Source organism: Paractinoplanes atraurantiacus (genome assembly GCF_900215205.1).
GTDB classification, from domain to species: Bacteria; Actinomycetota; Actinomycetes; order Mycobacteriales; family Micromonosporaceae; genus Actinoplanes; species Actinoplanes atraurantiacus.
Genome location: NZ_OBDY01000021.1, coordinates 106,543 through 119,935, shown reverse-complemented (window position 1 = coordinate 119,935; position 13,393 = coordinate 106,543). Strand labels below are relative to the sequence as shown.

Sequence of the window (13,393 nt, the reverse complement as noted above, 5' to 3'; positions counted from 1 at the left end):
GTGCGCATTCTCTTCGTCGGCGCCGGCGCGACCGGCGGCTATTTCGGCGGGCGTCTCGCGGCGGCCGGCCGGGACGTGACGTTCCTGGTCCGGCCGCCGCGAGCCGCCTCGCTGAGCGAGCGTGGCCTCAAGATCATCGGACCGGACGACACGATTGCCGTACGGCCGAGGACAGTGACCGCCGGGCAGATCGACGGCCCGTACGACATCGTCGTCATCGCCGTGAAGAGCTACGGCCTCGAGCAGGCGATGATCGATCTGGCGCCCGCGGTCGGCCCCGAGACGGTCGTCATCCCGCTGCTGAACGGCATGCGGCACGTCGACGAGCTGGTGGGCGCCTTCGGCCCCACCCGCGCCTGGGGCGGCGTCTGCATGATCCACGCCAGCCTGAACGCCGACGGCGACGTGGTGCAGATGACCGGCCTGCACAAGCTGAGCTTCGGCTCGCTCGACGGCACGGAGCGGCCCGACGTCGAGGCGGCGCTCAGCGGCACCGAGTTCGACGCCTTCGCCTCACCCACGATCGTGCAGGACATGTGGGAGAAATGGGTCTTCCTGGCCAGCCTGGGCGCCGCCACCACCCTGATGCGGGCCACGGTCGGCGACATCAACCGGGCCCCCGGCGGCAACGCCTTCGGCGCCCGCATCGCCGCCGAGGCCATGGCCATCGCCACGGCCGCCGGCCACACCCCGCGCCCGGCCGCCGTGGCCGTACTGCAGAACGGCTTGTCCACCGACCAGCCCATGACCTCGTCGATGTACCGCGACATGATGGCCGGCCTCCCGGTCGAGGCCGACGCCATCCTGGGCGACTTCGTGGCCGAGGCCGACAAGCACGGCGTCCCGGTCCCGGCCCTGTCGGCCGCCTACACCAACCTCGCCATCTACTCAGCTCAGCGGGGTTAGCTGGGCCAGCACGCTCTCGGCCTCGCGGGTGACGCGGCCGGCGTCGTGGTGGCGGGCCCGGTCGTAGGTGTCGAGGGTGGCGGCGGCGATGCCGGGCCAGGCGAAGTCGTCGCGGACCTTGAGGCGGCCCCGGCGGGCCAGGCGGCGGGCGAAGTCGCGGTCGCTCAGCACCGTGTGAACCGCGTCGGCCAGGGCGCCGGGGGAGCCGGGGGTGAACTTCACGCCGGTCACGCCGTCGTCGACGATCTCGGCCAGGCCGCCCGTGTCGGCGACCGCGATCGGGGTGCCGGCGGCGGCCGCCTCCAGGGCGACCATGCCGAACGGCTCGTAGATGCTCGGCACCACGTAGCAGTCCGAGGCGCCCATCAGGGCCGTCAGGTGGTGGCCGGTCAGGAAGCCGGCGAACGTCACGCCCTCGGTGGCCAGCGCCTCCAGGTCAGCGCGGTACGGGCCGTCGCCCGCGATCACCACGCGCAGGCCTGGGTGCTTTTCCCGAAGAGCAGGGACGGCGGCCAGCAGGTGCTGCACGCCCTTCTCGTAGACGAGGCGGCCGGCGAAGCTGATCAGCGGGCCGTCCGAGTCGGCGAAGCGGCGGCGGGCCGCGGCGACCGCGCGGGGCCGGGCGAACCAGCGCAGCTCGTCCACACCGTTGTAGACGACGTCGACGCGGGCGGCCGGGACGTCGAAGAGCCGCCGCACCTCGTCGCGCATGTAGTCGGAGCAGACGATCGTGCGGACCGCCTCGTGGGCCAGCCAGCGCTCGATGTCGTCGATCGTGCGGTTGTGGGCGTGCGGCAGCCAGCCCTGGTGACGGCCCGACTCGGTGGCGTGGATGGTCGCGACCAGCGGGATGTCCAGGTGGTCGCGGACGGTCACGGCGGCGTGGGCCACGAGCCAGTCGTGCGCGTGCACGACGTCGTAGGAGCCGGTGCGGGCGGCGCGCAGGGCGGCCCGGGTCAGCGTGTGGTTGAAGGCCATGGCCCAGGCCAGCAGGTCGCCGTCGCGGACCTCGAAGCGGGGCGCGTCGTCGGGGGCGCGGATGATCCGGACGCCCTCCGCGTACTCCTCGCGCAGCGTGCCCGGGGTGTGCCGGGTGACGACCGTGACCTCGTGGCCGGCGGCGGCCAGGGTGGTGGCGAGCGCGTGGACGTGCCGGCCCAGGCCGCCGACCAGCAGCGGCGGGTACTCCCAGGAGAGCATCAGGATGCTGGTCACGGCTCGTACCTCTGTTCTGCGCGAAGTAGTTCGGCTACGGAGCGGGCGGCGAACGGGCTGCCCGTGGCGCGGTGCGGCGGGTCGCCGTCGGCGGTCTCGCTGACCGATCCCACCCCCCACTCGGACACGTGGGCCTTGAGACCGGTGAGCAGGCCGTCGGTCGGCAGGCCGGCGGCGGCGCACGCGTCGGCGTACGGCCCGATCAGCCACGGCCAGACCGTGCCCTGGTGATAGGCGATGTCGCGCTCGTCGCGGCCGCCGCGGTGCACGCCCTGATAGCCGTACTCGCTCGGCGCGAGGGTCCGCAGCCCGAGCGGCGTCAGCAGCGCCTCCCCGATCGCGAAGAAGGAGCTGCCGCGCATCGGGCCGTGCGGTAGCGACCAGGCCAGCAGCTGGTTGGGCCGCAGCGTCGGATCGTCGTGGTGAGCGCCGGCGCCCAGCGGATAGGTCGCCGCCGGACCCTCGATCACGTCGTAGAGCCAGCCCTCCGGCGCCCGGAAGCGGTCGAGGAACGCGTCCCGGGCCCGGGCGTGCCGCGCGCGCAGCGACGCGTCGTCGAGGCCCGCCTCGACGTGCAGGTCGGCCATGGCGGCCAGGGCGTTCACCCACAGCGCGTTGATCTCCACCGGCTTGCCGACGCGGGGCGTGGCCGAGTCGATGAAGCCCTCACGCAGCCGTAGCAGCCCGTCGCCGGGGTCAAGGTCGAGCGGGCCGGCGCCGCCCAGCCGTTCGCCGAGCAGCCGGCCGAGCGGCTCGATGAGTGAAGCGGCGAGATCGCTGTCGCCGGTGCGGCGCACATGCCGGTCGACCGCGTGCACCAGCCAGAGCGGCGCGTCCGGTGAGTCTCTCGGTGGGGTCCAGGTCAAAGGCGCGTTTTCCGTACGGGTGATGAGCAGCTCCCGGCCCTCGTCCTCGCGCCCGGTGTCCAGGAACAATCCCTCGTACGCGGTCATCGTGTCGCCGAGGTAGCTGCCGAACCACGGATAGCCGGCCACCACGTCCGGCCCGTCCGGCGTCCGCACGACGAAGGTGTCCGCGGCCAGCACGAGCGTCTCATCGGCCTTGGCCGCCGCGACCAGCCTCCGGGCCCGCGCCCGGGCCTCGGTGATCACCGCCGTGGCCGGCGGCGGCCGCAGCCCCAGGTCGCCCGCCCAGGCCGAGATCTCCATGCTCGCGCCTGGGTTCACCCGCGCGAAGTACGTGCCCGCGTGCCAGAGGTCCTCGACGGCGGGCAGGCCGCGGGCCTGCTCCTCGCGGGCGTAGGCGCCCAGGTGCCATTCGCCGGCGGGCTGCCAGCCGGGACCGGCGATCCGGTACGCCTGCTCGACGATCACGCCGTCGGCCACCTGCTCGGCCCTCAGCGCCGGCCCGGAGGCGTGCCGCTCGGTGTGGGCGTCGCGCCACGTGCACATCGCGGCGACGGCCAGCCCGACCGGCCCCGGCGCCGAGACCACCCGGTGGGTGACGCCCACCGACGGGTGGCCGTGCCGCATGGCCAGCTCCCTCTCGATCACCACGTCACCGACGCGCCAGCGCCAACGCGGAACCCCGTCCACCAGCGCGAACGTCTCCAGGTAGCGGTGACCTTCGGGTGCGACGGCGCCGGAGGCCCACTCGTGGGTGTAGAGCGGCACTTTCGTTCCCGAGGGCAGCGTCACCGTCAGGTCGAGCGCGGCCAGCGCGGTGTGCCGGATCGCGGTGGCGGGATCGGCCACCGTGAGCAACGAGTGGTATCGGCGGGTCCGCAAGCCCGGAACGGTGCCGGTGGCGAACCCACCCGTGCCGTCCGTGACAAGCCATTCCCGGGTGGTGGAGCCGCAGTCGTGCGGTCCGAAAATGATCGGCACGCCGCATCTATGCTCAGTTTCGGCGGTGGCAAACCATGTCGCGCTTACCTGTTCGGCGGGTAACCGGGCGGTCGCGCAGACGCCACAGCGGCCATCGGCGACAATGACGCTGACGTGACCTCAGATGATTACGCCACCCGATCGCGGGGCAAACAGGCCCCGCCGCCGGTACGCCATCAGCTGTGGTCGCAGCGCACCGACGGTCGAGGGGTGGGAGCACGAAATGCAGGTTTGGCCTGGTCACCGGTACCCGCTGGGCGCCACGTACGACGGGACGGGCACGAACTTCGCGATCTTCGCCGAGGGGGCCGAGGCGGTCGAGCTGTGCCTGTTCGACCCGTCCGGTAACGAGCGGAAGGTCCAGCTGCACGAGCAGGACGCGTTCGTCTGGCACGCCTATCTGCCCGGCGTCGAGCCGGGGCAGAGGTACGGCTATCGGATGTACGGCCCGTACGACCCGTCCCGCGGTCTGCGGTACAACCCGCACAAGCTGCTGCTCGACCCGTACGCCCGGGCGGTCGACGCCGACATCGAGTGGCATCCGTCGCTCTACGCGTACGACTTCGAAAATCCTGACCAGATGTCGGATCTCGACAGCGCCCCGTACATGTCCAAGGGCGTCGTCGTGAACCCGTACTTCGACTGGGGAAACGACCGGCGGCCGGACATTCCGTACCACCACTCGGTGATTTACGAGACCCACGTCAAGGGCCTGACCGAGCGGCACCCCGAGGTCCCCAAGGACATGCGCGGCAGCTACTCCGCGATCGGGCACCCGGCGATCATCGAGCACCTCAAGAGCCTCGGCGTGACAGCGGTCGAGCTGATGCCCGTGCACCAGTTCGTCCACGACAACCGGCTGCACGACCTCGGCCTGCGCAACTACTGGGGCTACAACACGCTCGGGTTCTTCGCGCCGTACCACGGCTATTCGTCGACCGGGACCCTCGGGCAGCAGACCCAGGAGTTCCGCGGCATGGTCAAGGCCCTGCACAAGGCGGGCATGGAAGTCATCCTCGACGTCGTCTACAACCACACGGCCGAGGGCAACCACCTGGGCCCGACGCTCAGCCTCAAGGGCATCGACAACCGGACGTACTACCGGCTCGTCGACGACCAGCCGCAGTTCTACATGGACTACACCGGCACGGGTAACAGCCTGAACGTGCGCAGCCCGCAGAGCCTCCAGCTGATCATGGATTCGCTGCGTTACTGGGTGACCGAGATGCACGTCGACGGCTTCCGCTTCGACCTCGCGTCGACCCTGGCCCGCGAGTTCTACGACGTCGACCGGCTCTCCACCTTCTTCGAGGTCGTGCAGCAGGACCCGGTCGTCGGGCAGGTCAAGCTCATCGCCGAGCCGTGGGACGTCGGCCCCGGCGGCTACCAGGTCGGCAACTTCCCGCCCAACTGGACCGAGTGGAACGGCAAGTACCGCGACACGGTCCGCGACTTCTGGCGCGGCGAGCCGGCCACGCTGGCCGAGTTCGCGTCGCGCATCACCGGCTCGGCCGACCTCTACCAGGACGACGGCCGCAAGCCCTTCCACTCGATCAACTTCGTGACCGCGCACGACGGGTTCACGCTCAACGACCTCGTCGCCTACAACGACAAGCACAACGAGGCCAACGGCGAGGAGAACCGGGACGGCGAGAGCCACAACCGGTCGTGGAACTGCGGCGTCGAGGGACCGACCGAGGACAAGCAGGTGCTGCAGCTGCGGGCCAAGCAGCGGCGCAACTTCCTAGCCACGCTGATGCTCAGCCAGGGCGTGCCGATGATCTCGCACGGCGACGAGCTCGGCCGCACCCAGCAGGGCAACAACAACGCCTACTGCCAGGACAACGAGCTCTCCTGGATCGACTGGGGCAACGCCGACGAGACGCTGCTCGAGTTCACCCGCAAGCTGACCGCGTTCCGCCACCGCCACCAGGTGTTCCAGCGCCGCCGCTTCTTCACCGGGCTGCCGGTGACCGCGCGCGGCGGCGGCGACCCGCTGCCCGACCTGGAGTGGTTCACCCCCGACGGCCGGCAGATGGCCGGCGACGACTGGGGCAACGACTTCGGGCGGGCGGTCGCGCTGTTCGTCAACGGCGAGGGCATCCGCGAGCGCGGCCAGTACGGGCAGCGGCACGTGGACAGCTCGTTCCTGCTGTTCTTCAACGCGCACGACGCGCCCATCGAATTCGCCACTCCGCCGGCTGAGTACGGCGAAAAGTGGGAAAAGGTCATCGAGACGGCCGAGCCGTCCCCGGATCGCCCGTCGGTCGTCGAGGCCGGCAACAAGATCTGGGTGCCCGACAGGTCCCTCATCGTGTTGGACAGGACGGTTTAATGACGCCTTCCGGAACCTATCGAGTCCAGGTTCGCCCCGATTTCCCGTTGAGTGCCACCGCCGACTTGGCCGACTATCTGGCCGACCTCGGCGTCTCCCACCTCTACACCGCTCCTCTGCTCACCTCGACTCCCGGTTCCGAGCACGGCTACGACGTCGTCGACCACTCCAAGGTCAATCCGGCGATCGGCGGCTGGGACGGTTTGCGGGCTTTGTCCCAGGCTCTCAAGAACGCCGGCCTGAACCTCGTCGTCGACATCGTTCCCAACCACGCCGGGGTGGCTGTTCCGCACGCCAACCCGACATGGTGGGACGTCCTGCGCCGCGGCCAGGAGTCCGAATTCTCGGATTTCTACGACATCGACTGGTCGCGCGGACGGCTGTTGATCCCGGTCCTGGCCGACGATCCTGACGCCCTTGATCAACTTAAGATCGAGGATGGGGAGCTGCGCTACTACGACAAGCGCTTCCCCATCGCCGAGGGGACGGGCGAGGGCACGGCGCGGGAGGTGCACGAACGGCAGCACTACGAGCTGGTCAACTGGACCCGCGGCGACTCCGAGCTCAACTACCGCCGGTTCTTCGCCATCGTCGACCTGGCCGGCCTGCGCGTCGAGGACCCCCGCGTCTTCGACGCCACCCACGCCGAGATCCTGCGCTGGCACCGTGAGGGCATCGTCGACGGCATCCGCGTCGACCATCCCGACGGCCTGCGCGATCCCGGGGCCTATCTCGACCGCCTGCACGAGGCCGCCCCCGGCGCCTGGCTGGTCATCGAGAAGATCCTCGAGCCGGGCGAGGAGATGCCCGACTGGCCGGTCGCCGGCACCACCGGCTACGACTCGCTGGCCGAGGTCGGCGGCGTCTTCGTCGACCCCAGCACCGAGGCCTTCTTCGACACCCTCGACCGGCACCTGACCGGCAGCGAGCGCTCCTGGCAGGACCTGGTCCACGAGGCCAAGCTCACGGTGGCGACCACGCTGCTCGCGGCCGAGCTGGCCCGGATGGCCCGGCTCGTGCCCGAGATCGAGGCCGCGCCCCGGGCCCTGGCCGAGCTGGCCGCCTGCTTCCCGGTCTACCGCTCCTACCTGCCGTACGGCTCCCGGCACCTGGCCAAGGCCCGCTCCGAGGCCGGCCGCCGTCGTCCCCAGCTGATCCCGGTGCTCGACCAGCTCACCGCGCGGCTGCGCAACCCGGCCGACGAGCTGGCCGTCCGGTTCCAGCAGTTCACCGGCGCCGTCATGGCCAAGGGCGTGGAGGACACCGCGTTCTACCGCTACACCCGTTTCACCGCCCGCAACGAGGTCGGCAACGACCCGGCCAAGTTCGGCGTCACTCCCGACGAGTTCCACGAGGCCAACGACGAGCGCCACCGCAAGTGGCCCGACGCGATGACCACCCTGTCGACCCACGACACCAAGCGCAGCGAGGACGTGCGGGCCCGGCTGGCCGTGCTGGCCGAGGTGCCGGGGGACTGGACCGAGGTGGTTCGCCGGTGGGTCCGGGTGGCGCCACTCTCCGATCCGGCGCTGGCCCACCTCATCTGGCAGGCCGCCGTCGGCGCCTGGCCCCTCGAACGGGAGCGGCTGCAGGCGTACGCCCTCAAAGCCGCGAGGGAAGCGGCCACCGGGACCACCTGGCAGCACCCCGACGAGGCCTTCGAGACCGCGCTGCGCGAGATGGTCGACAAGATGTACGACGACCCGGCGCTGCACCGCGAGCTGACCGATTTCGCCGCCTCGATCACGCCGCCCGGCTGGTCGAACTCGCTCGGCCAGAAGCTCGTGCAGCTGACCATGCCGGGCGTGCCCGACGTCTACCAGGGCACCGAGCTGTGGGACTACTCGCTGGTCGACCCGGACAACCGCCGGCCGGTCGATTTCGCCCAGCGGCGCGAGCTGCTGGCCCGCATCGACGACGGCTGGCTGCCGCCGGTCGACGACACCGGCGCGGCCAAGCTGCTGGTCACCAGCCGCACCATGCGGTTGCGGCGGCAGCGGCCGGAGCTGTTCACCTCCTACCGCCCGGCGTTCGCCGACGGCCGGGTCGGCGAGCACGCGCTGGCCTTCGACCGGGGTGGCGTGGTGGCCGTCGCCACCCGGCTGCCGGTGGGCTTGTCACGTCACGGCGGCTGGGGTGACACCACCTTGTCACTCGATGGTCACAGCTGGCTGGAAGTATTCACGAATACGAGCTACGGCGGGAACAAGCTGCAGGTTTCCGAGCTGTTGCGCACCTACCCCGTCGCCTTGCTGGTGAAAGAGACATGACGCTATTCGAAGTCTGGGCGCCGGAGAAGACTGTCCGGCTGCGCCTCGGTGAGGACGAGCTGGCGATGGAACGCGGCGACGACGGGTGGTGGCGGCTCGACGTGCCGTCGGCCGGGCCCGGCGCCGATTACGCGTACGTCCTGTCCGGCAACGCCACCCCGCTGCCCGATCCGCGCTCGCAGTGGCAGCCCCAGGGCGTGCACGCGGCCAGCCGGGTGTACGACCAGTCGGCGTTCGAGTGGACGGACAAGTCCTGGACGGGCCGTCAGCTCCCCGGGTCGATCCTGTACGAGCTGCACATCGGCACGTACACGCCCGAGGGCACCTTCGACGCCGCCATCGAACGGCTCGACCACCTGGTCGAGCTCGGCGTCGACCTGGTCGAGCTGCTGCCGGTCAACTCGTTCAACGGCGAGTACAACTGGGGCTACGACGGCGTCTGCTGGTACGCGCCGCACGAGGTCTACGGCGGTCCCGACGGGCTCAAGCGCTTCGTCGACGCCGCGCACCGGCGCGGGCTCGGTGTCGTGCTCGACGTGGTCTACAACCATTTCGGGCCGTCCGGTGCGTACGCGCCGATGTTCGCCCCCTACCTCAGCTCGGCCGGCTCCAACCCGTGGGGCGACTCGATCAACCTGGACGGCCCGCACGCCGACGAGGTGCGCCGCTACATCATCGACAGCGCGCTGATGTGGTTGCGCGACTACCACGTCGACGCGCTGCGGCTCGACGCCGTGCACGCGCTCGTCGACCACTCCGCGGTCAACCTGCTCGAACAGCTCGCGGTCGAGGTCGAGTCGCTGTCCACCCACGTCAACCGTCCGCTGTCGCTGATCGCCGAGTCCGACCTCAACGACGCCAAGCTGATCACCCCGCGCGAGGCCGGCGGTTTCGGGCTGCAGGGCCAGTGGGCCGACGACGTGCACCACGCGCTGCACACGCTGCTCACCGGCGAGCGGCAGGGCTACTACGCCGACTTCGGGTCGCTGGACTGCCTGCAGACGGTCCTGGAGGGGGCGTTCTTCCACGCCAACACGTGGTCGAGCTTCCGGCAGCGCCACCACGGGCGACCGGTGAACCGCCCCCTGATCCCGGGTCACCGCTTCGTGACGTACCTGCAGAACCATGACCAGATCGGCAACCGGGCCGTCGGCGACCGGATCTCGGCCACGCTCTCGCCCGGCCTGCTGAAGATCGGCGCGACGCTGCTGTTCACCTCGCCCTTCACGCCGATGCTGTTCATGGGCGAGGAGTGGGCGGCCAGCAGCCCGTGGCAGTTCTTCACCAGCCACCCCGAGCCGGAGCTGGCGGCGGCGGTGCAGAACGGCCGGCGCCGCGAGTTCGCCACCCACGGCTGGGCCGAGGCCGAGGTGCCCGACCCGCAGGACCCGGCGACCTTCCAGCGCTCGAAACTCGACTGGGACGAGCTCGGCAAGCCCGGCCACGCCGAGATCCTCGACTACTACTGCCGGCTCATCGCGCTGCGCCGCAGCCGCACCGACCTGTCCGACCCGCGGCTCGATCAGGTCGAGGTCTGGCACGGCGACCAGCACCTGGTGATGAAGCGAGGCAACTGCGCGGTGGCGGTCAACCTGGCCGGCACCCCGCAGACGGTGAGCCTGCGGGACACCCCGCGCAAGGTGCTGCTGGCCTCCTCGGAGGGTGTGGTGCTGCAGCGCGACCGGGTCGAGCTGCCGGCCGAGAGCGCCGTGGTGGTCGCCTTCCGCTGACCGGTTGCATCCCGGACGGTCGTGCTCGACGGCCCGTCCGGGATGCCGAGGCGCCGGAACCTCGGCCTCCCAGGGCGGAGCTACGACCGTCCGGGTGCGGGAAGCTCCGATCAACCGGTCGACGGGACAGCAGCATCCATGGGGGCACGGACGCGCCCGGTTGTCGTCCAGGGCTTCCTTGGCGCGCCGGGTTCCCGGCGCTGCGGAGCGCTAAACCTTCACCCCACGCCACTTTTGGCTGAGCGGATAGGCGAGACCGCGTACACCGTGAACCGCCCCTGTGGGATGAAGATCGGGCGCGGTGTGGCGCATCGGGTTGTACGCGGGCGGGTCGTCCACTTCGGTCCCTAATGTGACCCGGCCGACCGCCCGCCCGTCGACGTAAAGGGCGACGACGCCGTGCTTCATCGTCGCTCCGAGGTAGACCTTGCGGTCGCCGCCGGTCCGGTAGGCCATGATCGACCCGTACACGGTGTCGTAGTCGCGGCGGGGCACCGGCAGATGGCGCGTGAACCGGCCTTTGCCGCAGGTCGACACCAGCAGATCGATCGGCGCGTCCCCGTGCACCCGGATCGCGATGCCCCGGATGTCGAGGCGGTCGCCCTTGGTGCCCATCCCCTTGGAGATCCGTACGGTCACCGGGTGGCGCCCGGGACGGTCGAGCAGCTCGGCTCCGGAGTCCCCACCCCAGATCTCCAGCTCACCGTCGAACGTGCGTCCCTTCGGGTGCAGGAAGCGCTGATGCCGCGACTTGACCACCCGGACACCGAGAGCCGTGGCCACGGCGGCGATCGCGACGACACGGACGGCTCTCATGAACCTGGACTACCCGGCGCGGCCCGGGTGAATCCCCCACCAAGATTCCTGGCCGTAGCATTCGTGCGGCACGATGGGGCCGCCATGAATGGGAGGTGGCTGTGCCCGAAAGCTCGAGCCGGTTCGCGTGGCCGCTGCGCCGGCGCATGCCGGGCCCCGACGGGAGCGCCGAGGACATCGCGGTGCAGGACGTCGCGGAACGCGAGGCGGCCGACCGGCAGTTGCCGCCGCCCGAACCGGAACCGCTGGTCGATCCGCCGCCGCGGTTCAACCTGGCCATGTTCCGGCTGGCCGCGCTGGGGCTCGCGCTCGTGCTCGCCCTGGCCCTGGCCGTGGTGCGGGTCTTCGTGGGCGGGCCGCCGTCGGTGGCCGAGCTGCGGGCCGAGTCCGGCGTGGACACGTGGACCGTCCTGCCCATCGGGGTCAAGGACGACCAGCCGGGCGTGGCCTTCCGCGACAAGAACGGGGTCTGGAGCGGCTTCGACATCGACGTGGCGTACATGATCGCCGAAGATCTGGGTTTCCGCCGCGACGACGTGCGGTTCTACGGCATGGAGAGCGAGGACCGGCTGCGCATGCAGGCGGTCGACCTGGCCGGTAAGCGCGTGCCGGTCAAGATGGTCATCGCCAGCTTCAGCATCACCGCCGAGCGTGAGGCCGAGCCCGGCGTGACCTTCTCGCAGCCCTACCTGTTCACCGAGCAGTCGGTGCTGACACTGACCAAGTCCAAGCACCGTGCGGTCTCCACGCTGCGCGACCTCAAGGGCGACCGGGTCTGCTCGCTGTCCACCGCGACCAGCGTCAAGGCCTTCGTGGGTTACGACATCGACGTGATCAGCCGCAACCGCATGCGGGAATGCATCGCCGACCTGCGCAACGGCGACGTCGACGCCGTCTCCACCGACGCCGCCATCCTGGCCGGCTTCAAAGACCGGTTCCCCAGCGAGTTCCAGCACTGGGATCTGGGTCTGGAGAAGACCGAGGCGTACGGCGTGAACGTCGGCGACAACCTGGCCCTGAAGAAACTCGTCGACCTGACGCTGTACCGCTCGTACACCGACCCCGCCGACTCCCGCTGGGAGAGCGCCTACCAGAGCAACCTCCAGTCCGAGACCGCCAACAACAAGACCACCCCGATCGCCGTCGCCCAGCAGCCCCGCGTGTCCCGGCCCGCCATCCGCGAGCTGCCGTGGGAGGACGTCTTCGGATGACCACCACCTTCGTCCCGCGCCGGCGCCGCGCGCAGCTCAACTGGCTGCTGACCGTCCTGCCCGCCTTCCCGCTGGTGCTGCTCGTCCTGCGGCTGTGGTACCTGAGTCAGCAGGATCTGCCGACGATGCTGCTGCTGGTGCAGTACATCAGCCCGCTCGGCATGATCAGCGCCCTGATCATCACGCTGATCTGGACCGTGCCCGCGGTCATCCTGGTGCTGCGCCTGCTCGGCGGCATCCTGCTGGTCAGCAAGCCGGACGACACCGGGCGGTCGCTGCTGGCCGTGACCGCGCTGCGGATGCCCGACTGGGTGGTGCTGCTGGCCGCGATGCTGGCCGCCTTCACGTGGCAGCTGCGCCTGCTGCCCACCCTCTGCATGCTGATCGTGGCGATCCTCGGCCTCACCGCGGCCCAGCGCTTCCGCGGCGTGCGCCCCCTGATGCTGTGGATCACCCTGGGCGTGCCGATCCTGGTCGGCGTGCTCGTCCTGATCTTCGTCTGGCCCGGCATCACCGCCGCCCTGCGCACCGGCGAGATCTCGACCGCGATCTTGCTCGGCGTGCCACCCCTGCTCGGCCCGTTCCTCACCGGCCCGGTGCCGGCCTCGGCGGCCCGTCTGTTCACCCACTGGCCGGCGGTCGGCGCCGCGCTCATCGCGCCGCTGCTCATCGGCGTCGTCTTCCTCCGCGCGCCCGTCCTGCCCAACAGTGCCGTCGAGGTCGGCCCTTCAGGCAAAGAGATCGAGGTGGTACGAGGTCAGCTGATCAGCGTCGACGACACCTCCACGACGGTGTTGAAGACGACCGGCGAGGTGGAGTTCATCCCCAACGACCAGGTGCGTTCCAAGACCCTGTGCCCCGAGCCGGTACGCCCGCCGGAGAGCAGCGTCGCCGTGCGCGGCTGGCCCCTCTCGGCCTCGGTGCTCTCGTGGATCGCGCCGACACGCCGCGTCACCGAGGTGGACCCGCGATGCCTCGGGCGACCCCTGAATCCCAGCTAGGCGCGTTTTCGGGCGACATGCCGCCGACCACGTGCAGACACGGTTGCAATGATCTGGGAAGC

At 70.5% G+C, this 13,393-nt stretch carries 9 protein-coding genes; 6 read left to right on the top strand and 3 right to left on the bottom strand.

From position 1 onward, the window contains the following. A complete protein-coding gene (locus CRP55_RS35105) occupies positions 1-906 on the top strand; it encodes a ketopantoate reductase family protein (protein WP_097326001.1) in 906 nt (301 codons plus the stop codon). Here CRP55_RS35105 and CRP55_RS35100 read toward each other — a convergent pair. Then, positions 889-2,106, bottom strand: coding sequence for a glycosyltransferase family 4 protein (locus CRP55_RS35100; RefSeq protein ID WP_097326104.1), 1,218 nt, complete (start codon positions 2,104-2,106; stop codon positions 889-891). The genes CRP55_RS35105 and CRP55_RS35100 overlap by 18 nt on opposite strands. A gap of 11 nt (positions 2,107-2,117) precedes the next feature. Beyond that, positions 2,118-3,968 (bottom strand): glycogen debranching enzyme N-terminal domain-containing protein, encoded by a 1,851-nt coding sequence (locus CRP55_RS35095; RefSeq protein WP_097325999.1) that lies wholly within the window; start codon positions 3,966-3,968, stop codon positions 2,118-2,120. A gap of 223 nt (positions 3,969-4,191) precedes the next feature. Between CRP55_RS35095 and glgX the strand changes: the two genes are divergently transcribed. Genes glgX through treZ form a run of 3 tightly spaced genes read left to right on the top strand, consistent with a single transcriptional unit; the run spans position 4,192 to position 10,303 of the window. Beyond that, positions 4,192-6,303, top strand: coding sequence for a glycogen debranching protein GlgX (gene glgX, locus CRP55_RS35090; RefSeq protein WP_097325998.1), 2,112 nt, complete (start codon positions 4,192-4,194; stop codon positions 6,301-6,303). Beyond that, positions 6,303-8,573 carry a malto-oligosyltrehalose synthase gene (gene treY / locus CRP55_RS35085; protein WP_097325996.1) on the top strand — a complete coding sequence of 757 codons (2,271 nt, stop codon included), beginning with the start codon at positions 6,303-6,305 and terminating at the stop codon, positions 8,571-8,573. Before glgX ends, treY begins: the two co-directional genes overlap by 1 nt. Continuing rightward, positions 8,570-10,303, top strand: a complete 1,734-nt coding sequence (gene treZ / locus CRP55_RS35080) for a malto-oligosyltrehalose trehalohydrolase (RefSeq protein ID WP_097325995.1) — start codon at positions 8,570-8,572, stop codon at positions 10,301-10,303. Before treY ends, treZ begins: the two co-directional genes overlap by 4 nt. Positions 10,304-10,513: 210 nt before the next feature. Here treZ and CRP55_RS35075 read toward each other — a convergent pair whose 3' ends face one another. After that, positions 10,514-11,119: a catalase family protein gene (locus tag CRP55_RS35075; protein ID WP_097325993.1), complete on the bottom strand. Its 606-nt coding sequence runs from the start codon at positions 11,117-11,119 to the stop codon at positions 10,514-10,516. Positions 11,120-11,214: 95 nt separating this feature from the next. On the opposite strand from CRP55_RS35075, the gene CRP55_RS35070 reads away from it, so the two are divergent. Both CRP55_RS35070 and CRP55_RS35065 read left to right on the top strand, forming a co-directional pair. Continuing rightward, positions 11,215-12,330, top strand: a complete 1,116-nt coding sequence (locus tag CRP55_RS35070; protein WP_245923575.1) for a transporter substrate-binding domain-containing protein — start codon at positions 11,215-11,217, stop codon at positions 12,328-12,330. Continuing rightward, on the top strand, positions 12,327-13,331 hold the full coding sequence (locus CRP55_RS35065) for a hypothetical protein (protein WP_097325992.1): 1,005 nt from the start codon (positions 12,327-12,329) through the stop codon (positions 13,329-13,331). The genes CRP55_RS35070 and CRP55_RS35065 overlap by 4 nt, the downstream gene beginning before the upstream one ends. Positions 13,332-13,393 lie beyond the last annotated feature (62 nt).

Bases quoted from the DNA above. Each gene is read 5' to 3' on its own strand.
- CRP55_RS35100 (WP_097326104.1), bottom strand. From the start codon at position 2,106: ATGCTCTCCTGGGAGTACCCGCCGCTGCTGGTCGGCGGCCTGGGCCGG.
- glgX (WP_097325998.1), top strand. From the start codon at position 4,192: ATGCAGGTTTGGCCTGGTCACCGGTACCCGCTGGGCGCCACGTACGAC.
- treY (WP_097325996.1), top strand. From the start codon at position 6,303: ATGACGCCTTCCGGAACCTATCGAGTCCAGGTTCGCCCCGATTTCCCG.
- treZ (WP_097325995.1), top strand. From the start codon at position 8,570: ATGACGCTATTCGAAGTCTGGGCGCCGGAGAAGACTGTCCGGCTGCGC.
- CRP55_RS35075 (WP_097325993.1), bottom strand. From the start codon at position 11,119: ATGAGAGCCGTCCGTGTCGTCGCGATCGCCGCCGTGGCCACGGCTCTC.
- CRP55_RS35065 (WP_097325992.1), top strand. From the start codon at position 12,327: ATGACCACCACCTTCGTCCCGCGCCGGCGCCGCGCGCAGCTCAACTGG.